At 70.9% G+C, this 21,844-nt stretch carries 20 protein-coding genes; 8 read left to right on the top strand and 12 right to left on the bottom strand.

All coding sequences use genetic code 11. From position 1 onward, the window contains the following. Positions 1-12: 12 nt before the first annotated feature. The 4 genes from IO40_RS0107920 to IO40_RS0107905 all read right to left on the bottom strand — a co-directional run bounded on the left by IO40_RS0107920 (position 13) and on the right by IO40_RS0107905 (position 3,922). A complete protein-coding gene (locus IO40_RS0107920) occupies positions 13-654 on the bottom strand; it encodes an O-methyltransferase (RefSeq protein ID WP_016467127.1) in 642 nt (213 codons plus the stop codon). Between the two features lie 68 nt (positions 655-722). Further along, positions 723-1,904, bottom strand: coding sequence for an FAD-dependent monooxygenase (locus IO40_RS0107915; RefSeq protein WP_051173434.1), 1,182 nt, complete (start codon positions 1,902-1,904; stop codon positions 723-725). 58 nt (positions 1,905-1,962) lie between these two features. Next, positions 1,963-2,640 (bottom strand): ArsR/SmtB family transcription factor, encoded by a 678-nt coding sequence (locus IO40_RS0107910; protein ID WP_031175136.1) that lies wholly within the window; start codon positions 2,638-2,640, stop codon positions 1,963-1,965. A gap of 1 nt (position 2,641) precedes the next feature. Then, entirely contained in the window at positions 2,642-3,922 is a 1,281-nt protein-coding gene (locus IO40_RS0107905) for an MFS transporter (protein ID WP_016467124.1), read from the bottom strand. 629 nt (positions 3,923-4,551) lie between these two features. On the opposite strand from IO40_RS0107905, the gene IO40_RS0107900 reads away from it, so the two are divergent. Then, positions 4,552-5,319, top strand: a complete 768-nt coding sequence (locus tag IO40_RS0107900) for a LuxR C-terminal-related transcriptional regulator (RefSeq protein ID WP_016467123.1) — start codon at positions 4,552-4,554, stop codon at positions 5,317-5,319. Positions 5,320-5,379: 60 nt separating this feature from the next. On the opposite strand, the gene IO40_RS0107895 is transcribed toward IO40_RS0107900, so the two are convergent. The 6 genes from IO40_RS0107895 to asnB are packed head-to-tail and all read right to left on the bottom strand — an operon-like array spanning position 5,380 to position 12,659. Further along, positions 5,380-6,114 (bottom strand): class I SAM-dependent methyltransferase, encoded by a 735-nt coding sequence (locus IO40_RS0107895; RefSeq protein ID WP_016467122.1) that lies wholly within the window; start codon positions 6,112-6,114, stop codon positions 5,380-5,382. Positions 6,115-6,172: 58 nt separating this feature from the next. After that, positions 6,173-7,327: an FAD-dependent monooxygenase gene (locus IO40_RS0107890; protein WP_016467121.1), complete on the bottom strand. Its 1,155-nt coding sequence runs from the start codon at positions 7,325-7,327 to the stop codon at positions 6,173-6,175. Continuing rightward, positions 7,320-8,711, bottom strand: a complete 1,392-nt coding sequence (locus IO40_RS0107885; RefSeq protein WP_031175134.1) for a dihydroorotase — start codon at positions 8,709-8,711, stop codon at positions 7,320-7,322. Before IO40_RS0107885 ends, IO40_RS0107890 begins: the two co-directional genes overlap by 8 nt. Next, positions 8,699-9,829 carry an acyl-CoA dehydrogenase family protein gene (locus tag IO40_RS0107880; RefSeq protein WP_016467119.1) on the bottom strand — a complete coding sequence of 377 codons (1,131 nt, stop codon included), beginning with the start codon at positions 9,827-9,829 and terminating at the stop codon, positions 8,699-8,701. The genes IO40_RS0107885 and IO40_RS0107880 overlap by 13 nt, the downstream gene beginning before the upstream one ends. After that, positions 9,808-10,854: a PrpF domain-containing protein gene (locus tag IO40_RS0107875; protein WP_016467118.1), complete on the bottom strand. Its 1,047-nt coding sequence runs from the start codon at positions 10,852-10,854 to the stop codon at positions 9,808-9,810. The genes IO40_RS0107880 and IO40_RS0107875 overlap by 22 nt, the downstream gene beginning before the upstream one ends. Then, entirely contained in the window at positions 10,851-12,659 is a 1,809-nt protein-coding gene (gene asnB, locus IO40_RS0107870; RefSeq protein ID WP_016467117.1) for an asparagine synthase (glutamine-hydrolyzing), read from the bottom strand. The genes IO40_RS0107875 and asnB overlap by 4 nt, the downstream gene beginning before the upstream one ends. Positions 12,660-13,175: 516 nt before the next feature. On the opposite strand from asnB, the gene IO40_RS33305 reads away from it, so the two are divergent. The 3 genes from IO40_RS33305 (at position 13,176) to IO40_RS0107855 (ending at position 15,493) form a co-directional block, all read left to right on the top strand. Continuing rightward, positions 13,176-14,021, top strand: a complete 846-nt coding sequence (locus IO40_RS33305; RefSeq protein ID WP_234336554.1) for a ParB N-terminal domain-containing protein — start codon at positions 13,176-13,178, stop codon at positions 14,019-14,021. A 202-nt stretch (positions 14,022-14,223) separates the two neighbouring features. Beyond that, positions 14,224-14,409, top strand: a complete 186-nt coding sequence (locus tag IO40_RS0107860) for a tautomerase family protein (RefSeq protein WP_016467115.1) — start codon at positions 14,224-14,226, stop codon at positions 14,407-14,409. A gap of 208 nt (positions 14,410-14,617) precedes the next feature. Continuing rightward, on the top strand, positions 14,618-15,493 hold the full coding sequence (locus tag IO40_RS0107855) for a class I SAM-dependent methyltransferase (protein ID WP_016467114.1): 876 nt from the start codon (positions 14,618-14,620) through the stop codon (positions 15,491-15,493). Positions 15,494-15,576: 83 nt separating this feature from the next. Here IO40_RS0107855 and IO40_RS0107850 read toward each other — a convergent pair whose 3' ends face one another. After that, the gene (locus tag IO40_RS0107850) at positions 15,577-16,437 is read right to left on the bottom strand and encodes a class I SAM-dependent methyltransferase (RefSeq protein ID WP_016467113.1); all 861 of its coding nucleotides are present in this window, start codon (positions 16,435-16,437) and stop codon (positions 15,577-15,579) included. A 305-nt stretch (positions 16,438-16,742) separates the two neighbouring features. Here IO40_RS0107850 and IO40_RS0107845 point away from each other — a divergent pair, with 305 nt between their 5' ends. Next, a complete protein-coding gene (locus tag IO40_RS0107845) occupies positions 16,743-17,975 on the top strand; it encodes a cytochrome P450 (protein WP_016467112.1) in 1,233 nt (410 codons plus the stop codon). Positions 17,976-18,059: 84 nt separating this feature from the next. Here the strand turns inward: IO40_RS0107845 and IO40_RS0107840 are convergent, their stop codons facing one another. Continuing rightward, a complete protein-coding gene (locus IO40_RS0107840) occupies positions 18,060-19,091 on the bottom strand; it encodes a class I SAM-dependent methyltransferase (protein ID WP_051173433.1) in 1,032 nt (343 codons plus the stop codon). Between the two features lie 339 nt (positions 19,092-19,430). On the opposite strand from IO40_RS0107840, the gene IO40_RS33300 reads away from it, so the two are divergent. From IO40_RS33300 to IO40_RS0107825, 3 genes are all read left to right on the top strand, one after another. Further along, on the top strand, positions 19,431-19,604 hold the full coding sequence (locus IO40_RS33300) for a ribbon-helix-helix domain-containing protein (RefSeq protein ID WP_016467110.1): 174 nt from the start codon (positions 19,431-19,433) through the stop codon (positions 19,602-19,604). Between the two features lie 13 nt (positions 19,605-19,617). Further along, positions 19,618-19,962: a glyoxalase/bleomycin resistance/dioxygenase family protein gene (locus IO40_RS0107830; RefSeq protein ID WP_016467109.1), complete on the top strand. Its 345-nt coding sequence runs from the start codon at positions 19,618-19,620 to the stop codon at positions 19,960-19,962. Positions 19,963-20,345: 383 nt separating this feature from the next. Further along, a complete protein-coding gene (locus IO40_RS0107825; protein WP_051719281.1) occupies positions 20,346-21,800 on the top strand; it encodes an MFS transporter in 1,455 nt (484 codons plus the stop codon). The last annotated feature ends 44 nt before the right edge of the window (positions 21,801-21,844 follow it).

Genomic DNA, 21,844 nt, shown 5'->3' with positions numbered 1-21,844 from the left:
GGCCCGCCGCCCTCAGACGCGCCGGATGAGGGTGACACCGTCCCGCACGGTGAGCATCACGGATTCGCACCGCGGGTCGGCGGCCACGGCGTCGTTGAACGCCCGGAGCGCCCGGACGTCGGGGTCGGTGCTGCCGGCGTCGATGATCTCCCCGCGCCACAACGTGTTGTCGCACACCATCAGGCCCCGCGGGGAGAGCTTCGGCAGCGTCGCGGCGTAGTAGTTGTGGTAGTTCGGCTTGTCGGCGTCGATGAACACCAGATCGAGCGGTTCGTCGATCCCAGCGACGGTGTCGAGCGCGGAGCCCACCCGCACACTGATGACGTCGGAGAAGCCGGCTTCGGCGATGTGCTTCCTGGCGACCTCGGCCCGTTCCGGATCGACCTCGCAGCTGATCACGCGGGCGCCCTCGGGCAGTGCCACCGCCATCGACAGCGCCGAGTAGCCGGTGAAGGTGCCGATGTCGAGGACCAGCCGCGGCCGGATGGTGTGGATGAGCATGCGCAGCAGCCCGCCCACGAGCTGACCGCTGATCAGGTGCCCCATGCCCAGGTCGTTCTCGGGAACGACCCTCAGCGCGTCCGGGTCCGGGGCCGAGTGGGCCGCCGCGTAGTCGTCGATGCCGGGCAGGGTGATGGGCGGCAGGGTGAACATCTCTTCCTCCTGGGGACGGTGCTGGACGGTGGACGTGCTCCCGGCGGCGCTCGCCGTGTCGCCGCGGGTCAGGCCGGGTCGTACGCGCTCTGCCAGCCGTGCGTGTTGGCGTGCAGCCAGGACGCGAAGTCGTCCGGGGTGAGGGCGGGCCAGTCGGGGGAGTCCTCCACACGCATCCGGCCGAGGTGCTTGCCCAGTTCGGTGAGGGCGTTGCCCGCGCCGCGCCGCTCGGCGTCGAAGGCGGCCAGGGCTTCCGGCCAGGTTTCGCCGGCCTGGCAGACGCGTTCGAGGGCACAGGCGTCCTGGATCGCCTTGACCGCGCCGGCGCCGGTGTGCGGGCGTGCGATGGCCCCGGCGTCACCGGCCAGCAGCAGCGGGCCCTTGGCGTAACGCGAGACCGTGGTGTCGTACATGGGGTTGATCGACAGCTCGTGCAGTTCCGTGCGGCGCACCGTGTCGGCCCATGTGGGCGGCAGCTCCCCGGCGATGAGTTCGTGGAGGTGGGCGGCGGCGGTTCCGGTCACCTGTCCGCGGGGCACGGGCGCGGCCTTCCCGTCCGGGTACAGGGCGTCCGGCACGCTTCCGTACAGCGCCCAGTTCTGCCGGTACCCGTCACTTCCGGCGTCGGGGATGCGGTAGAAGACGGCGTGGCCGCCGCGGAAGCCGACGGCGACGAAGTCGTCCAGCAACGGTGACCGCGGGCCGTCCGCGCCCCGGTCGGCGGGGTGGTCGCCGCGCCACAGGCCGTACCCGGCGTACCGGACGGCCGCTTCCGGGGCGACGGCCGGCCGCACGGTCGACCGGTAACCGTCGGCGCCGACGGCGACCGCGTACCGCCCCGCGGACCGGCCGTTCACCCACACCTCCACGCCGTCGCCCACCTGCCGCACACCGGTGACGGCCGCCCCCTCGCGGTAGGCGCTGTCCGGCACCTGTCTGCGCAGCCCGCGCCAGACCAGTGCCCAGCTCGCCATGATGGACGGATAGGGCTGCCGGCCGACCATCCGGCCGTCGGGGGACCGTCCGTCGCGGGTGAGCCAGATCAGCTCGTCGCGTCGCAGCACCCGCATGCCGGGGCTCAGGTATCCCGCATCCAGCAGTTCACCGTGGAGCGACGCGGGAAGCGTGATACCGGCGCCGCGGTCGCGCAGCCCGCCCCGGCTGCGTTCGAACACGGTGACCTCGCACCCCGCCCGGGCCAGGGCGACGGCCGCGGCGCAGCCGGCGATGCTGCCGCCCACGACGGCCACGTGACTTCCTCGTATGCGCATGGTTGCCCTCTCTTCGGTGGGGCACACCGGCCCGGCCTCATGAGCCGGCCCCGGTGTGCAGCGGGTTTCCGGTGCGGTGCCAGTGGGTGAGGCCGCCCTCGAGGTGGCGCGCCTGCCGGCCCTGTTCCCGGAGGAGCTGGACGCACGCGGCCGAGGTCACGCAGTACGGGCCGTGGCAGTACGCGATGATCTCGGCGTCGTCCGGGAGTTCGCCGATTCTGCTCAGCAGCTGCTCGGACGGGAGGGAGACGGCCTCGGGGATGTGCCCCATGGCGTAGTCGTCGGCCGGGCGTACGTCGATCACGAGCGCGCCGTCGCCGAGCCGGGTGGTCAGCTCCTCGGCGGTCACCGGTTCCAGCTCGCTCAGGTCGCCGAGCCCGTCGGAGATGGCGCTGCGCAGGTCTGCCAGCCGCCGCCGGGCGAACTCCTGGAACACGCCGAGGAACCGGCCCACCTCGTCGTCGGCCAGCCGGTACAGCACACGGGTGCCGTCCTTGCGGCTGCTGACGAGGTGGGCGGAGCGCAGCTGTTGCAACTGGGCGGAGGTGTTCTTCAACGGGATACCGGACTCGCGGGAGAGCTGTTCGACGGTGCGTTCCCGCGCGTCGAGCAGATCGAGCAGGCGCAGCCGGAGGGGGTTGGCCAGCACTTTGCCGACCCGGGCCAGTTCCGTGTAGATCGGGGCGGTCAGCGTCTGTGTGTCGAGTTCGGGCATGTCAGACCTCTCGCGCGGTGCCGGTACGGGCCGCGGCCGGTTCCAGGACGTGCCGGTTGCGGCCGGCGCCCACGCCCGCGGCCAGTTCGCCGGCGGTGACGACCAGCAGCAGGACGAGTGCCGCCGTCAGCCCGGCGGAGCTCGTCAGCAGCGCCCCGCCGCCGAGCGGTCCCAGGATGGCGATGAGGTAGCCGACGCCCTGCACCATGCCGGACAGTCCGACGGCCGTGTCGGCGTCCTTGGCGCGCAGCCCGATCAGGGTGAGTCCCAGTGTGAACCCGCTGCCTTGGGAGAGGCCGAGCAGGGCGGCGGCGATCCAGGCGCCGACGGAGATCGGTGCGGCCATGAGTGCGATGAGCCCGCCGGCGTTGAGCACCCCGACGATGACGGCGACGCCCCGCTGGTCGGGCATCCGCCGGATGAGCGCCGGGACCCCGAGCGAGCCGGCCACCTGGATGAGGGAGGTGACCGCGAGGACGAGTCCGCCCTGGGCGAGTGACATGCCGCGCTCGTGACAGACCGTCGGCAGCCAGCCGAGGACGAAGTAGAAGGACAGACCCATGAAGCCGAAGAACGCGGTGGTCTGCCAGGCCAGTCCGTCCCGCCACAGCGCGCTGGGGATCCGCGCCCGGCCGCCGGATGCGGCACGCCGCCGCATGCCGGGCAGCCAGGTCACACAGGCGACGACAGCCACCGGGACGGTGATCCAGGCGAGGGAGGCGAGCCAGTGGGTGCCGTGGTCGCCGCCGAGCCGGGGAGCGAGTGCCGAGGCGCCGGCCGCTCCCAGGGTGAGCACGATCGTGTAGAGCGTCATCACGGGGGCGAGCCGCTGGCCGAACTCCCGTTTGATGAGGCCGGGAATGGCCCCGTTGATCGCCCCGATGGCCGCCACCACCAAGAGGGTGCCGAGGAAGAGGGCGGCCTGTGCGCGCACCATCCGCAGGAGGTCGCCGGCCAGCAGCACGATCAGGCAGACGGCCACCAGCCGTTCCTCGCCCAGTCGGCGGACCAGCGCGGGGCCCGCGAAGGCGAACACGGCCAGGCAGACCGTCGGCAGCACCGTCAGCAGGGTCTGACCCCAGCCCGAGAGGCCCAGGTCGGACACGAGGGGGGTCAGGAGCGCCGACACCGCCGAGATCGGCGCCCTGAGATTGAGGGACACCATCACCAGCGCGGCCAGCAGCCATACCGTCCGGCGGCGCCGTGCGGAGGTGTCCGCCGAGTCGGTGGCGGCTCGGGTGACTGTCGGGGGACTGGTCTGCGGGTCCGTACGGGATGCCATTCGCTTTACTCCCAAATTCCAAAGGACTTTGGAAGATTGGTAGCACGAGTCGGGCGGTGGAGGGGAGCGGTATCGTTGCCGGTGCGCTTGTTTCCGGCCGACTTGAGGGCCGGCCGGTGGAGTACGGGGCGGCGGAGTCGGTGGCCGTTCGGCCGGGTGGCTCGGGTGCCGGAGCCGGGAGCGTCCGCCGGGAGGGCCCGCGCACTTCCCCCGTCGGATCCGTTGTGCCGGGGAAAGCGATGCGGTCTCACGCCGTCGGGGTCGCGTCGGATGCGGATATTCCCGGTGACTGCGGCAACCGATGTCATTACCGTTACGGTCGTTGAAGGGTGAATGACGCTTTCCCGCGTCAACTGCGCATACCTGAATGTGTGCCGTATGAACACCTGGCATCCCGCAAAGAGAAGGCAAAATAAAGGTCGGTGGGAACTCAGGAATCCTCTCAGCGTGCACTGTTCCTGTCGTGAGTCAGATGCCCGCTGTCCTATGGGATTTCTGGAATGAGTACGCGGCCGAGCAGCGCGCCGAGATGGGGGCGGAGCGCCCGGGCGGCACCGTGACACCTGCTCACCTGCGGCATAGCCGCGGTCTGCACGCCTCTCTTAAGGGGGCGGCACAACCGGAATCCCATGTTCATTGCATATGCCGTGCTGCACGTTCTTTTTTGGTATTGTGATCGATTGTCGATCGAGCTGTGTTCGGGCGTCTGGGGGAGGAACAACGTGCTCGACCAAGTAGCTGAGAAGCCTGCGCGTGCTGATTCCGTCACCGTGTTGATCGCGGGAGACCGCCCGGTATACAGGTCGAGTTTGCGAATCCTGCTCGACGGCGTCGACGCACTGGAAGTGGTCGGGGACGTCGGCACCGGACCCGACGCGGTGGCCACGATCCACCGGCTGCGCCCGGACGTGGTGCTGCTCCACGTCAATCCGCCGAGCGCCCCCCTCGTGGATGTGATCACCCCCATCGTCGAACGCTGCCCGGGCACCGCCGTACTGATCGTCAGCATCGCCGACGACCGGGAGGCCTTCCTGGCCGCCATGCGCGCCGGAGCCCGCGGCTACCTGTCGCAGGGCGCACCCTCCCAGGACCTCGTGCTGGCCATCAGAATCGTCCAGTCCGGCGGCCTGGTCTTCGACTCCAGCACCTCCGGATGGGTCACCGATCACCTGGCACAGCCCGCCGGAGCGGCCAAGCCCTTCCCCGAGCTGACGGACCGGGAGCTGGAGGTCCTCGAACTCGTCGCGGACGGTCTGGGCACGGCGGCGATCGCCAAACAACTCGGCCTGTCCATCAAGACGGTGCGCAACTACCTGTCCCGCATCTTCGCCAAGCTGCACCTCGTCGACCGTGCCGAGGCGGCGGTCCGGGCCCGGCAGGCCGGCCTCGGCCACTGAGCCGGACGGTGACGTGGCGGTGCGACGGCCGGCCGCGCCCCTCACCACCACGTCGGCCCGTCAGCTCGCCGCGCCCGGTGCCTTCCGCGCCACGATCACCCGGTTGAACAACTCGACCGGCTCGGTGGCGACGATGTCGGCCTCGGCGAACCCGGCGTCGAGCAGATGGTCCCTCCAGAACTCGGGGGTGGTGAGGATCTCCCCGTCCTCCCGCAGGAACCGCGGCAGCAGATCGATCTGGAGCAGCATCCGTTCGAAGCTGGCTTCCCGCAGGTAGTACTTCGCCTTGTCGGTCAGCAGCGCGAGGACGTCCGTGGCCCGCTCCTTGCTGCCGGCCGGCCCCATCACGCGGCAGAACTGGTCCGCGTTGATGAACACCCCGCCCGGACGCAGCACCCGCAGCAGCTCGGCAGCCGCCTTCGGATAGGTGCCCAGCTCCAGATGGTGCAGGGCGAAACTGCTGATCGCCACGTCGAAGCTCGCGTCCGGCAGACCCGACAGATCCTCTGCCACCCCGTGCCGGAACGAGGTGAGCGGATCGTCCGCGAACTTGGCCTCCGCCTCCTCGACCATGGCGGGGGCGGGGTCGACACCGACGATCCGTGCCTCGGGCAGCGCCGTGCGGCACAGCGAGGTGAGCCGCCCGGTGCCCGACCCGATGTCGAGGATGTCCCGTGCCCCCGCGGGCAGTTGGTCAACCGCCGCCGACAACAGCGCCACATTGGACGCGTCGGTGCCCAGCACCTTGTCGTAGTCGATGCCGACGTCGTTCCAGTGGGTCGTCTCCGATGTCATGACAGTCCGCCCTCCACTCGTCCGTTGCTTGTGGTACCGGCCCGGCGCGGTGGCCGCCTCACTCGGTCGCGAGGGAGGATGCGGCGCGCCAGCCGAACAGATCGGTCAGCTCTTCGTCGTGCGTGCTGAACTCGCCCCGCTCGCCGTGCACGACGTGGTCGCGCAGCCGCGAGAGCCTGACGACGGCGGCGGTCCGCGGTGCCCGCCGGCCGGCGTAGCGCCGCAGCGCTTCGGGGACGTCGGCGCCGGGGCCGAGCAGGTCGCCCAGTACGGCCGCGTCCTCCAGCGCCATGCCGGCGCCCTGCCCGGCACCCGGGGACATCGGATGCGCGGCGTCGCCGAGAAGCCCGACGCGGCCCCGGCTCCAGCCGGTCACCGGTACACGGTCGTTGATGTCGGTGACCACGACCGGCGCGTCCGGGTCCGTGCGGCGTACCACGTCCACGAGCGCCGGGTGCCAGTCGGCCATCAGCGCCAGCAGATCGGCCCACGCCCGGCCGGGAGGCTTTGCGGGCCACGTACCGGCCGGTGCGGCCACCTTCGCCGTCCAGTACAACCGCCCCGGACCGATGGGCGCGGCGAACACTCCGACGCCCACCCCGGTGACGATGAAGCCGTGCGGGTACTCCCTGGGCGCCGGCGAGCGGCCCCGCAAGGTCGTGTAACCGCAGTAGCGGGGCGGTTCCTGGCCGAGCAGACACCGCCGCACCACCGAGTGCAGCCCGTCGGCGCCGATGAGCGCCGCACCTGTCAGTGTGTCCCCGCCGGACAGTGCGGCCTCGACCTCGTCCCCCCGGTCGGTGCAGCCGGTCACGCTGGTCCCGTGCAGTATCCGCACACCGGCATCGACCGCATGACGGAGCAGCAGGGACTGCAACGTCGTGCGCAGCAGCGAAACCTGCGGGGCGCCGAACCGCGCGGCCAGCTCGCCCACCGGATCGGTGCTGACGACCGAGCCGGCGGTGTCCAGCACCGGTCGCACCTCGTCCGGCTCCGGGACGTGGCCGGCGGCCCTGACCGCACCGGCCAGCGCCCCGTCGATCCGCTCCAGCGCGTGCAACGCGTTCGGGTACAGCACGAGGCCGGCCCCCGCGTCCTTGACGGCCGCGGCCCGCTCGACGACCGTCACGGGAAGCCCCGAGCGCCGCAGCGCCACCCCCAGGGCCAGCCCGCCGATCCCGCCGCCCGCTATCGTCACGGTCTGCTCAGCCATTGCAGGCCCGCCCCTTCTCCCGGCCCAGCGGCGAGAGCCAGCGTCCCGCGGGCGCACCGAATCTGCCCTTCTCCCGGTCGTAGACGACCCGCCCCGCTTTGACGGTCACCCGCACCTGCCCGGTGAACGTCCAGCCCTCGTACGCGGACCAGCCGCACTTGGCGGCGACGTCCGCCGCGGACAGCATCCAGCGGCGCTCCGGGTCGAAGACCACCAGGTCGGCGTCGGCTCCGGCCACGAGCCGCCCCTTGCCCGTCAGGCCGAACAGACCGGCCGGACGTTCTCCCATGTGCAGCGCCAGCCGGCGGATCGCGGTGTCCGGGTCCTCGTCGGGCCAGCGCCGGCGCATTCCGGTCCACACCGCGGTGGCCAGCTCCTGCACACCGGGCAGGCCCGGCGGCGCCTCGGCGACGGGGAGTTCCTTCTCCGCCTTGGTGTGCGGCGCGTGGTCGCTGCCCAGCGTCGCCACCTCACCGGCCCGCAGCGCCGCCCAGAGCCGGTCCTGGTCGTGTGCTCCGCGGATCGCCGGGGCCAGCCGGGTGCGTGCGCCCCCGCGTGCCGTGTCGGCGTCGGTGAACGACAGGTGGTGGGCCGTCAGTTCGAAGGTGACCGGCAGCCCGTCGGCGGCAGCGGCGGCGACGAGATCCGCCTCGTCCGCGCTCGACAGGTGCAGGATGTGCGCCTCGGTGCCGTGGCGCCGCACCAGTTCGAGTACCCGGACGACGGCGGAGATGGGGCTGCTGCGCGGACGCCACCGTTCGTAGTCGCGGTAGGCGTCGGGCGGACCGCCCCGCCAGGTGTCCAGCAGATCGTGCAGCCGCTGGTCCTCGGCGTGCAGCACGAGCCGCACCCCGGAGGTGGCCGCGGCGGCGAACACCTTGTCGAGCTGCACCGGGTCGCTGATGACGGTGGGGGCGGTGTGGTGCCCGGCCATGAACACCTTCGCACTGCGGGCGACGGCCGGATCGAGACCGGCCAGGATCTCCGGACGGGACGGGTCCGCACCGATGTGGAAGGCGAAGTCGACGAGCGAACGGCCGGTGATCCGCCGCGCCTTGGCGACCACGGCGTCCGGGTCGAGAGTCGGCGGAACCGTGTTCGGCATGTCGAGCACCGTGGTCACACCGCCCGCGACGGCGGCACGGCTGCCGTGCTCCCAGTCCTCCTTGTGCTCCAGGCCGGGCGTGCGGAAGTGGACGTGGGAGTCGATCAGCCCGGGCAGCACGTACCCGCCCGCCGCATCCAGGACGGGGACACCGCGGGGCGCGGCGCCGGTGATCCCGCTGATCCGCCCGTCCGCGACGAGCAGCACACCGGAACGGACCCCCTCGGGGGTCACCAGCCGCCCGTTGACCACCGCGAGCTGCGCGTTCACCCCAGCCATGCGGCGCCCACCAGCTCTCGGCACAGATCGTTGGTCGGCCCCATGTGGGCGACCGCGCGGGCGTCGGCCATCAACCGGTTGACGCGGTTGCCCACGACGTATCCCCCCGAGCCCAGCAGGCGCGCCACCTCCACCCCGACCTGCTCGGCCGTGTGGGTCGCGAACAGTTTGCTGTGCAGCGTGGTGATGCCCGGATCGTCGGCGTCCCGCCGTCCGGCCCGCTCCACCAGGGCGCGTGCCGCCTCGACGCGGGTGGCCAGATCGACCAGGCGGAAGCGGGTGACGCCGTCCGGCGGCTGAGGACGCCGGTGGATCTGCTCGACCGCCAGGTCCAGCAGGGAGGCGGCGATGCCGAGGGAGACCGCGCCCAGCGTCGCCCCCGTACGGCGCACCCCCGCGATGATGCTGGTGGCCTCGCCGAGCGGACCGAGCCGGTTCTCGTCGCCGACCACGCAGTCGTGCAGCGAGACGAAGCCGGTCGCCGAGCCGCGCATGCCGATCAGATCCAGGCTCTGGTCGGGACGCAGGCCCGGGTCGTCGGCCGGCACCAGGAAGAACGTCTGGCCGGCCGAACCGTAGCCGCCACCGGACTCCTCCACAGTCTCCGAGGTGCGCGCCAGGATCAGATAGATCCCCGCCACACCCGCGCTGGTGGTGAACGACTTGGCTCCGCTCAGCCGCCAGCGCCCGTCCGGCAGCCTGACCGCGGTCGTGCTCAGACGCTTCTTCGCCGCGCCCGCTCCCGGCTCGCTCCACGCGGAGGCGGCGAGCAGGTCGCCCTTGGCCAGCGCCGGCAGCAGCCTGGCACGCTGCGCCGGCTCGCCCCACTCGACGATGCGGGCACTGACCGCGTAATGCTGGAACAGCATGATCGCCGCCGAGGGGTTGACCCGGGCGACCTCCGCCACGACGTGGTTGATCAGCCGGGCGTCCCCGCCGGACCCGCCGTACTCGGCGGGGACGGCCACACCGAACATGCCGGCCTGCCCCAGCTCGGCGAGGAGCTTCTCGTCGGGCCGGCCGCTTGCCGCGCTGCGCCCGGCCGCCTCGTCGAGGCGCTCGACGAGGTCGGCCGGCAGCGCGCTTTCGGGGTCGATCACCTGGAAAGTGACAGACATGCGGTGATTTCCTTCGACTGGAGGCTGGCGAGGGGCTCGATGGGAAACGAACCGAGGGTTGTCGTGCGTTTGCCGCGGACCGTGATCCAGGTCAGTTCCGGCTCGTGCACGCCGTCGCGCACCGCCGAGGTCACGCTCGACAGTCCGCCGGAGGTGACGATGTCGACCGTGCCGTCGGGCACACCCGCCTGCTGGGCCGCGATCCACGGCGCCGTGCCTTCGATCCGGACGGCCGCCGCGACACAGGCGGCCCCGGTCAGCGCGATCGTCGGGTGCCAGCCGGGCACCGAGACGGCGCGGACGGCGATCCGCCCGCCGGCCCCGGCCATGACCGCCGCCACCTTCGGGAAGGCACCGTCCGCGGGCCAGCCGAGCAGCCGCGCAGTGGCACGCCGGATGCGCACCAGCCGGTCGAACAGCCGCGGATCGTCGGCGAACAGCTCGGCCGTGCTCGACAGACCGAGAGCGGACGCCGCCACGAAGACGTACGGATTCCCCATGGACACCAGGGAGACCGGCACCGGCCGCCCGTCGGCCTCGACCGTCGTGGTGGCCGATCCGGCCAGCAGCAGCTCGCTGAGCGGTGTGGGGGGCGACTGGACGAAGTGGACGTCGAACAGGGCCGATTCCCGGCGGGCCTCGGCGGTCTCGCACACGATGTGGTCACCGTTGTTGCGGACCATCACGCGCACCCGCATACCGGGGGTCAGACGGGGGAGCAGACCCGACTCGGCGCCGGCGACGATCGACGACAGGACGGAGTGCCCGCACGAGCCCCGCAGGTCGAAGGCGGCAGGCGAGCGCGGAAGCGCTTGCACGAACCGGTAGTCCAGGTCGAACAGCGGGTGCGGGGAGGGTTCCACCAGGGCGATCTTCAGCACATGCCCGGCGCCGGCCGCATCTAGCCACTTCCTGGCCGAGGAGAGCCGGTCCAGCAGCTGCTCGTCGTCCCCGGGCAGCCGGCGGGCGTCGAGGACCAGGGTGGGGCAGGGGCTCCCGTGGGCGTAGACGACGTGTCCGATCATGACACCACGACCTTGTGCTCGCGGTACGGCGCGGGAGGGGGCGCGGAGCCGAACTGTTCGCGCCAGATCTCGTAGACCAGCAGCGCCCACAATGTCAGGGCCGTGGTGCCGTCCGGGCGGGCGGCCTGCCGCGCGAACAGCCGCTCCACGGCGCGCGGGTCGATCTCGCCCGCCTGCCGCAGCCGGCCGGCGGCCAGCAGGTCACGGGCGTAGTCCCACAGCGGCCAGCCGGGCGCGAGCATGGCCGAGACCGGCAGGGTGAACGGCTGTTTCTCGCGCGCGAGCACCGCATCCGGGAGGACGCCGCGGGCGGCGCCGTACAGGGCGCGTTTGACCGCGCCGCCGTGGATGCGTGACCGGTCGGGGAGCCGGAGTGCCTGCCGTACGACGCTCTGCTGGCAGAACGGCAGCCGGACCTCGACGGCGCTGGCCATGCTCAGGTGATCGACCCGCCTGAGGTGGTACGCGGGCAGGCGGTACCCGAGCTCGAACGAGGTGATCCGATCGAGCACGCTGCCCGGCCCCGACCGCAGGATGCCGGTCGCCTCCTGCGGGATCGCCGGCGCGGCGCCCAGCGCGGCGGCGTAGTCGGCCGTGTAGAGCCGCCCGCGCAGCCTCGCCGGCAGCACCGCCAACTCGTCGAGGTAGTCCTCGTACCAGGGCTTCCCCGCCGCGGCGGCCTCGGCGGCGTTCCGCATGCGCCGGTAGCCGCCGAACGCCTCGTCGGCGCCGTCGCCGGTCAGTGCGACGGTGAACCCGGCTTCCCGCACCGCCGCGAACAGGGCGTAACTGCTCACCGTGATCGGGTCGGCGTTGGGCTGGCCCAGATGCCGCACAACGTGCGGCAGCAGCTCGGGCAGCCGCACGGGATCCAGCTCCACCTGGTGGTACCGGGCGCCGGCGTGGTCGGAGACCGCACGGGCGAAGTGCCGCTCGTCGTCGGGCCACGTCCCCGTGTAGGCGATGTTGAACGTGTGCAGTTCGGGCACCTTGCCGGTGGCGAGGGTCGTCACGAGGCTGGAGTCCAGGCCCCCCGAGGTGATGGAGGCGACGGGCACGTCCGCCTCCAGCAGTGCGTCGACCTCCTGACGCAGGACATCGCGCACCTCACCGTCACGGTGCCCGGCGTGAGAGGCACCGGGGGACCGGCGCCCCACGCGCAGCCCCCGCGAGAGGTCGCAGACAGCCGTGACGGCGGGCGGCAGCACCGAGACGTCGCGGAACATCGTCCGCTCGCCGAACGGTGTCCTGGTCGCCAGGTAGGCGTCCAGCCCCGGTGTCCACCTGTCGGCCGGAACCTGGGGGAAGGCGAGGAGCGCCGGGATCTCGGAGGAGAAGTACAAGGCGCCCCGGCGCTCGTCCCAGTGGTAGAAGAGGGGCTTCATCCCCAGATGGTCGGTGGCCAGGACCAGCCTCGGCTCCGCGCGCAGGTCCAGCACGGCGATCGCGTACATGCCGTCGAGGTGGTCGACGAACGCGTCACCGTACAGCTCGTAGAGCGCGGGGAGCACCGAACCGTCGCAGCGGTCGGTGAACCGGTACCCGGACGCGCCCAGGCTGTTGCGCAGTTCGTTGTGGTTGTAGATTTCGCCGTTGAGGACGACGTGGACGGCGCCGGACGCGGGACGGTAGGGCTGGCGTCCCCCGGCGGGATCCATGACGGCGAGCCGGTTGCTGCCCAGCGACCAGGTGGGGCCGATCGCGCAGCCCTGCCAGTCGGGGCCGCCGTGCAGCTGGAGCTTCCCGACCCGGGCCAGGTCGTCGGACGGCACCACCGCGTTGAAATGGCCGTAGATACGGCACATTCCGCTACCTCCTGTCCCGTAGGCACGGACGTCATCGAACAGGGGCCCGGACCGCGGTGTAGTGAGTCATCTGCCCCGAGCCGTGTGGGAACCGGCGCCCGCCCACGGGTCCCAGCCGAAACGGGAAGACTCGGGATATCTGACCCATGGCGAGTAGGACAGCGCACCTGGCACCGTGCGGGAACGTCGGCGGCGATCAGGCCGTGCACCGCCGGCCGCGCCACCCGGTCGGCCCGGGTAACGGCACGGACAGCACCGTCGTCCGGCAGGCGCGCCGATCACGTACGACCACGCACATCGCGCGAACCGATCCAGGGGGGTAGGGCGGTTCGGCAGGCGTGACACCGCTCGCCGGGCGGGCACGTCGGCGGGACCAGCCGCATCAGCAGCGACACTCGCTTCGAGCAGGAAGGCCCCATAGTGAACGATCAGCCCGTTGTCGGAGTGGCCGGGAAAAGCGGCGATGGAAGCCCTACGACCGCGGGCTCCCTGACACGGTTACCGCTCGCCGACATCGTGCAGCCCGATTCACCCCGGCTGTCCGGACTCAACGACGAGCACGCGCGTCTGCTGGCGCACTCCGAGGCGACACTGCCGCCCATCCTCGTCAACCGCCGCACCATGCGCGTCGTCGACGGCGCGCACCGCCTCCTGGCCGCGAAACTGCGCGGGCAGGAGACGATCGACGTGCATTTCTGCGACTGCGACAACGACGAGGCGTTCGTGCTCGCGGTCGAGAAGAACGTCACCCACGGTCTTCCCCTCTCGCGGGCCGAACGGACCGCGGCGGCCGAACGCATCCTGGACACCTACCCCGAGTGGTCCGACCGGGCGATCGCCGCGGTGGCGGGGCTCTCGCACAAGACGGTGGGCTCGATCCGCAGACGCTCGGTGAAGGACTCCGAGCCGGTCACCCATCGGCGCGGCAGGGACGGCAGACTGCGCCCCGTCGACGGTGCCGCGGCCCGTGCCAAGGTGAGCAGCCTGCTGGCGGACCGGCAGGGCGCCTCGCTGCGCCAGATCGCCCGTGAGGCGGGCGTCAGCCCGGACACCGTGCGGAACGTACGGGACGACACCCGCCGGACCGCGGCGCCGCCGGCGTCCGAGTCACGAGCCGTCGCCGCTCAGGGCCGCGAGGAACGCGAGGCACCCAGGCGGGCCAGCGCCTGCGTCCGCATCCAGGCGTCCGAAGTGGCCGAGCGGTCCGCACTGGTGCGCAGCCTGCGCAACGATCCCTCGCTGCGGTTCTCCGAGTCGGGGCGGGTGCTGCTGCGTCTGCTGGACGTGTACGCGCTGGACCCGCGGGACTGGGCCCGGCTCAGCGGCGACGTGCCGGCCCACCGCGCCGCGGACATCGCCTAACTGGCCAGGGAGTGCGGCCGGATGTGGCAGAACTTCGCCGTCGCCGTGGAACAGCGGCAGCGCGAACAGGTGGAGGCGTAGGGGCCCGCCCGCGGGGAGCAGGCCGCAACGGCTTCCGCCCAGCTCTCAGCAAGCCAGGCGGCGGCTCGGCGACGAGGCCGGCCGCCGCCGGACACGGCAACCGGAGAAGGAGGGACGTGCCATGCCCCTGGTGCAGGTGAACTGGTGGAAAGGCGCCGGTGAGGCCGAACGCCGTCAGCTCGTCGAAGAGGTGACGGGGACGGTCGCGCGGATCGCCAAATGCCCCGAGGCCGCCGTCACGGTGATCATCACCGATGTCGAGACGGACCACTGGGGCCGCGGCGGGAAGCTGGCCGCCGACTTGTGACCGACCGGCCGGGCCGCCCCGGCCCGGCCGTCACATGCGCCCGGACGAGCACCCGGGCGGACGGCACGGCCCACAGCGGTCCGCGCTGCGATCGTGCCCGGACCGCCGGCCGACGGCACCGGCGTGAGGCACCCTCATCGGCCGGCAGGCACCCTCATCGGCCGACCGCACCACCTGACAGCCGGAACCGAGCGGAGGACACCCTGATATGACCACCGAAGGAACCGTGCCGGGCCGGACCGCCGCCGAGCCCAGCAGCACCGCGGTGCGCACCGCCCTGTGGCGCGCTCTGCACGTTCAGCACGACCCGGCCCCGCCGGTGTTCGAGGACGAGCTGGGGCTGCGGCTGGCCGGTCCGGGCAGCGAATGGCGACGGCGCCCCGACATGGACCCCGACGACAATCCGTTCGCCCGTGCCGCCGTCATCACACGGGCCCGGTTCGCCGAGGACCTGATCACCGAGCAGGCCGGGCGCGGGGTGGACCAGTACGTCGTCCTCGGCGCCGGTCTGGACACCTTCGCGCAGCGCCGCACCGATCTCACCCCGGCGTTGCGGGTCTTCGAGGTCGATGCGCCCGGACCGCAGCTGTGGAAGCGCCGGCGGCTCGAGGAACTGGGCTTCGGCGTATCCGACCGGCTGGTCTTCGTCCCGTTCGACCTCGCGGCGGGCGGTTCCTGGTGGGACGCGCTGGTGACGGCCGGGTTCGATCCCGGCCGGCCTGCCGTCGTGGCCTCGCTCGGCGTCAGTACGTATCTGGGCAAGGACGCCATCGTCGCCATGCTGCGGCAGGGCACCGCGCTGGCTCCCGGCTCGACACTGGTCACCACCTTCCAGCTCCCGCTGGAGATGGTCGAACCGGGGCCCCGTGAGCTGCGGGCGGCGGTGGAGAAGGCGGCGCGCGCTTCGGGTACCCCGTTCACCGGCTTCTTCGCCCCCGAGGAGATCCTGGCGCTGGCCCGCGATGCGGGCTTCCGCACGGCCGAACACATCACCGCGCCCGAGCTGACCGCCCGCTATTTCGCCGGCCGCAGTGACGGTCTGCGCCCCTCCAACGCCGAGGAACTTCTGGTCGTCACCGTATGACCGAAGGCGCCGGTGGGCAGCGGTGTGCGCCGCGGCGGATGCGGTGCCCGGGCGGGCGGGCCCTTGTACGGGCCGGGCAGCCGTCAGGTCGTCGCCAGCATGAAGGGTTCTCCGGCCGCCGGCCGGAAGTCATCGGCCCGCCCGGCGAAGTAGCGCTCGGTGATCTCCTCGGTGGAGACGTACCGGGCCTCGCGGAATCCGGCCTTTCCGGCCAGTCCGAGGATCTCGTCGGGGGTGAAGTAGCTGCGGAAGTGGACCCGCGGGCCCGGCTTGGGCCTGCCGGCTGCCTCGTGCTCGGCGGGGTCCTCGGGCTCGTCGAAGGCGGTGGGCAGGATGAACGTCATCGCCAGGGTCGAGCCCGAGGCGGCGCGTGCGGCCTGGGCCAGCGTGTCCGCCACGGCGTCCTTGCTCAAGTACATGGTGACGCCGGCACAGGAGAACACCGCGGGCACGGCCGGATCGAAACCGTTCTCGACCAGCCGGTCCCACCACACTTCGCCTGTCTCGAAATCGACGGGCACGAACCGCTGCCATTCCGGGATGTCCCGGCCGAGCTCGGCCAGCCGGCGGCGCTTCCATTCCTGTGTCGCAGGCTGTTCGATCTCGAACACCCGCAGCCGTCCCGCGAATTCCGGCCGGCGTTGCACAAAGGTGTCCAGGCCCGCGCCGAGAATCACGTACTGCGGCACACCGTCGGCGCACTGTTCGGTGACCAGGTCCTCGATGAACCGGGCACGGGCCACCACACCCGCGCGGAATCCGCTCATGCCGTCCCCCGCCATGTCACCGCGAAGGCGCCAATCGTCCCCGGGGGCGACGAGTTCCAGTCCGATTTCGTCCTCGATCACATGCGGAGGCGCATCGGCCTGTACGTGCAGGGCACGCCAGAGGGCCACCCGCACCGCTGTTTCATCCGGCACCGTCGTCGTTCGCTTCGCGGACACAGGTATTCCCCTCGATTCGTCGGTGTTGGATCCTGGAACCCGAGGGGTGACTCGCCCCCGGCTTCGAGTCTCAAGACGCCGGATATGGACGTCAAGCGCGTGACGAACCCATGGTGGTGATATCGCACCACCGGGCGGCCCGGCTGTCCGAGTGGGGAGTTTCCCCGCTCGGACACCCCGGCCGTCGCCCCATCTGATCAGCATTGTCATGAATCGACCGGCCCCCTATAAAGGGCATCGAGTGTGCGAAGTCGTCCAACGGTGCTCTCGATGTGCCGCCTTCAGACAGGACGGGATGAATTCCAATGGCCGACAGGGAAGAAGCACCACTGACGACGAGCACGGCGGCGACTGAACAGCCCTTTGTTTTCGACCCGTTCGCGCCGGGGTTCTCCGACGATCCGTATCCGCACTACGCGCATCTGCGCCGGACCGACCCGGTGCACGAGCACCCGGCCGGGTTCTGGGTCGTCACCAAGCACGCCGACGTGGTCGCGCTGCTGCGCGCCAGGCACTCGGTGGAGGACGACAACGTCACCAAGAGCCGCATCCACGCCCTGTCCATGATGGATCAGGACCCTCCGGACCACACCCGGCTGCGCAGGCTGCTCACCAAGGTGTTCACCGAGCGCGCCATCAACGGACTGGCCCCGTTGATCACCCGTCTCGTCGACGAGGCGCTGGACCGGATCGAGCAGTCGGCCGCCGAGCACGGCCGGGCCGACGTCGTCAGCGAACTCGCCTACCCGCTGCCTCTGCTGGTCATCTGCGACATGCTCGGCATGGAGGCCGACTACGCCTGGCTCCGCGAGCGGGCCGAGGTCCTGGCGCACTCGCTGGAGCCGGTCGCGGAGCCGGACGAGGACCTCATCAAGGCGATCGAGACCGCGGAGACCGAACTCGTCGAACGCGTCGCCTCGGTGATCGATGCCAAACGCAGGGCGCCCGCCCCGGCGGAACCGGATCTGCTGACCCAGCTGATCAGGGCCGAGGACGGCGGTGACGTGCTCAGCGACGAGGAACTGATCGCACAGGTCGTCCTGCTGTACCTGGCCGGCTACGCGACCACCATGAACCTGCTCGCCAACAGCGTGGTCGCCCTGCTGCGCCACCCCGACCAGCTCGCGCTGCTGCGTGCCCGCCCGGACCTGGACGCGAACGCGGCGGACGAGCTGCTGCGGTACGACACCTCCGTGCAGTATTCACGCCGGATCACCCTGACGCCGCACGAGGCCGCCGGCAAGGTGATCCCGGCCGGTGCGACGGTGCTGGCCGGACTCGCCTCCGCCAACCGTGACGAGGAGGTCTTCGGCCCGTCCGCCGCCGAACTGCGGCTGGAGCGGCCCAACGCCCGCAAACATGTGTCCTTCGGCGGCGGTCCGCACCACTGCCTCGGCGCCGCGCTGGCGCGGCTGGAGATCCGCATCGCGATCTCCCGCCTGGTGCGCCGGTTCGACCGGCTGGCGCTGGCCGACGACATCGTCTGGCACCGGCTGATGATCACGCGCGGCCCGGTCGCCGTGCCGGTGACGGTCTGAGCCGCCCTCCTCCCCGCGTCCGGCTCGGACCACGCGTTCCCGGCCCGGCCCCCTCGCCGGGGGCCGGGCCGGGAACGTCTCGGCTCACCGGGGTTTGATGCCCGACTGGAGGTTGAGTCCGCCGCCGGCAGCCAGCCGGACCGGCTTGGCGGGCTCCAGACCCGCCGCGCGCTGCCAGGAGGCCATCTGCTCCGGCGACCAGGTTCCCGACTCGCTGGCCAGCGCGAAGTAGAAATCGCGCAGCGCTGCCAGCTGCTGGGTCTTTCCCACACCGCTCGCCGCGGGGAACTCGGCGATCGTGTACACCCCGCCGGGGCGCAGGGCCCGGGCCACCTTGGCGGTGAGATCACGGTTCTGGGCGTCGCTGAAGTGGTGTGCGACCCCGATGATGATCACCGCGTCGTAGCACTCCTCACCGAAGTCGTCGGTCAGCGCGTTGCCGGGCAGATGGCGGACACGGTCGCCCATGCCCTCCTCCGCGAGCAGCGGGGCGGCGTGCTCCACGGCCTCGGGCAGGTCCAGCACGACGGCGCGGAGCGACGGATGGCGGCGGCACAGCGCGACCGAGTACGCCCCGTGCGAGCCACCGATGTCGAGCAGATCGGTGGCTCCCTCGGGCACGGGAACGGCTTTCGCCACCATGCCCGTCTGGCCATGGGTCAGGGCCTTCATCCCGCGCTGGTAGGAATCCCACACGTCGTCGCTCATACCGGTGTGGAAGTCCAGCGGCTTGCCGCTGCGCAGATATTCGTCGGCGCGCTGCATGAGCCCCAGCTCGTAGAACTGGAGCAGCAGTTTGTCGTTCACCGCGTGCGGGCTCGTGGTGACCAGCCATTTGCGGGACAGCTTCGTCAGCTCGTACTGATCACCGTTGGCTCGCAGGTATCCCGAAGCCGCCAGGGAGGGGAGCAGTTTCGCGGTGCTGGCCGGATGGGTGCCGCAGCTTGCCGCGATCTTTTCCGCGGTGGCGGGGCCGGAGGCCAGAGCGTCGAACAGGCCGACTTTGACCGCCGCCATGATGACTTGGACGTAAGTGCCGCCGACTTGGGTGTCGAGGACGGGCCGCGCGATCAGATTGAGCTTGATGAGCAGCCATTCAAGTGGATTGCTTGCCATTAAGCCGAATCGCATTGTGCGAGCATAACCTCTGCCGCCGGGTCGGTGTAACTCGCTGCGGCGCCGACTCGCCTACGGCATACGGTGGTTGTACGCGCTATTCACGGCGCCTTCGCATTCTCGCGCAGCACGCCCATCGCGCCCATGGTGAATGCCGGTGGCGGGCCGAGGCGGCGAATACGGGGCGGTCGCCGCCGGCCGCCGGCCGTGGCGGGGCAGGGAGCGGCGGGGGACGGCATCGTCCGCATCCGGTCCGCGAAGGATGGCCGGAACCTTCTCCATGAGGTCGCCGCGGCGGGCATGCTTGGCGTGCGACGGCTAGCCTGCTAGCATGCTCACATGACTGCTGAAGAGGTGAGGCAGTTCAACGTCTACCTGCCGGGAGACCTGATCCGGCAGGTGAAGCACTTCGCCATCGACCGCGAACTGTCGCTGTCGGCGCTGGTTGCCGAGGCGCTGCGTTCTTATCTGGACGAGCACCAGCGGCAAGAACGAGACAAGTCCATTCAGTGAGAGGACATCGGACATGACGACCCAGGGTGTCGAAGGCGTGTACATGGAGACCCACAGCTGGGGGAAGACGGCCAAATTCCTGGAGTCGTTGGGCTTCAAGGTGGAGTTCTCCACCGAGCACGGCTCGGGGATGCTCAAGCACGACGACGGTCCGTATTTCGTCGTCGGCGAGATCCCCCAGGAGCGCCAGCCGCAGGTCCAGCTCGTGCTGCGGGTCGCGGACGCGGACACCTTCAAGCCCGACCCCGTGGTCGAGGTGGTCTCCCCGTTCGAGGAGACCCACTACGGCACCCAGCGGATGGTCGTCCGCGACCCGGACGGGCGTGAGTGGAGCATCGAGGCGCCGCTCAAGAGCTGAGCGGTCACCCGAGGGGGCAAAGCGCCGTTGCTGCCGGGTCTCCGGTGGCGCCCCCAGACGCGCGGCGCGGCGCTGCCTCGGCGAACGCCCCCGATTCCTGTCGGTATCGGGGGCGTTCTTGTTTCGGGTCGCGGCCGGCTGCGGGGAAAACCGTGCAGTCGCGATTCCTTCTGCAATTGCAGCGCGCGTATGGCGTGCCGCTGAGTCGGCTGGTGTCCGGTAAAGCTCTTCCGAGCGACTGGCAAATTGTCGGAAAAGGCGCACGGAAAGCGCGTTCGATATGACCGACTGTTTCTCTCGTTCTGCTTATCGGCTGTCATGCGAGCATGCTAGCATCCTTGCATGACAGAAGAAGTCCGGACCGGAAGGATGCGGGGTTACCGATGGCCAGCGAAGAAACCGTGACGGGGACGGCGGACTCTCCGGCGCCGTCCGCACCGCCGCGGCGCGCTCTCGGCATGCTCGTCGTGATGATCGGTGTGCTCATCTCGGCGGTCGACGGCACGATCGTGGTGCTCGCACTGCCGGAGATCGAAGAAGACCTGAACATCACCCTGTCCGCCGTCACGTGGGTGGTCGTCGGCTATCTCCTCGTGGTCACGGTGCTCTCCACGCAATTGGGCAGGTTCGGCGACATGTTCGGCCGGGTGCGGATGTACAAAGCCGGCTTCCTGGTGTTCACGATCGGCTCGGTGCTGTGCGCACTCGCCTGGAACGCGCCCAGCATCATCGGGTTCCGGCTGCTCCAGGGCGTGGGTGCGGCGCTGATCGCGGCCAACAGCGGCGCGATCATCTCGGAGCTCTATCCGCCGGAGGAGCGCGGTCGCGCCTATGGCTTCAACGCCTTCGGCTTCTCGTTCGGCTCCGTGCTCGGGGTCCTGCTCGGCGGCGTCATGGTGACCTATGTGTCGTGGCAGTGGATCTTCTGGATCAACGTGCCCATCGGCGTCGTCGCGCTGGTGCTGGCGGCACGTGTGCTGCGGGACCGCAGCGAGCGGCACCGCAGGAAGTTCGACTTCGCCGGCATGATCACGCTCGGGCTCGGCCTCTTCGGGGTGCTGTGGGCGATGACCGGGCTCGCGTCCCGCCCGCTGGACGCGACCATGATCGGATTCCTGGCGGGCGGTGTCGCACTGCTCGTGGCCTTCGTCGTCATCGAGCTGTACCAGAAGGAACCGACACTCGACCTGTCGCTGTTCCGCATTCCCACGATGGCGCCCTCGCTGCTGGCCGCTTTGTTGCAGGGCGTGGGCAGCTTCGCGGTGCTCTTCCTGGTGATCATGTATCTCCAGGGCACACGCGGGATGGACCCGATCGACGCGTCGCTGCTGCTGGTGCCCGGCTATGTGATCGGCGCGGTGGTGGGACCCTATGCCGGGCGGCTCACCGACCGGTTCGGCTCGGTCATCCCCGCCACGCTGGGGCTCGGCATCTCGGTCGTCGCCATGGTGCTCTTCGCGCAGATGACGGCGACCAGCAGCCTGTGGCTCGCCGCGATCGGCAATCTCATCATCATGATCGGCGGCAGCTTCTTCTTCCCGGCCAACAGCACCGCAGTGATGAAGGCGTCACCGCCCGACCGCCTGGGTATCGCCTCCGGGGTGCTGCGCACGTTCTCCAGCATCGGCATGGTCTTCTCGTTCACCACGGCGATGCTCGTGGCCTCGCACTCGATCCCGAGGGACCTGGCGTTCGCCATCTTCGTCGGCACCAGCAAGCTGGAGGGCCGGCTCGCGGTCGCCTTCGCCGAGGGACTCAGCGCGGCCTTCTACACCCTGATGGGGATCATGGCACTCGCGGCGATCCTGTCCGCCCTCCGCGGCAAGAACCGGGTGTAGCCCGAGCCGTCGCACCGGAGCCGGTGCGCAGGGCGCTCTTCGCG

The organism is Streptomyces albus subsp. albus (genome assembly GCF_000725885.1).
Taxonomy (GTDB): Bacteria; Actinomycetota; Actinomycetes; order Streptomycetales; family Streptomycetaceae; genus Streptomyces; species Streptomyces albus.
The sequence above is the reverse complement of the archived record's forward strand: the minus strand, read 5'-3'. Positions and strand labels throughout refer to the sequence as shown.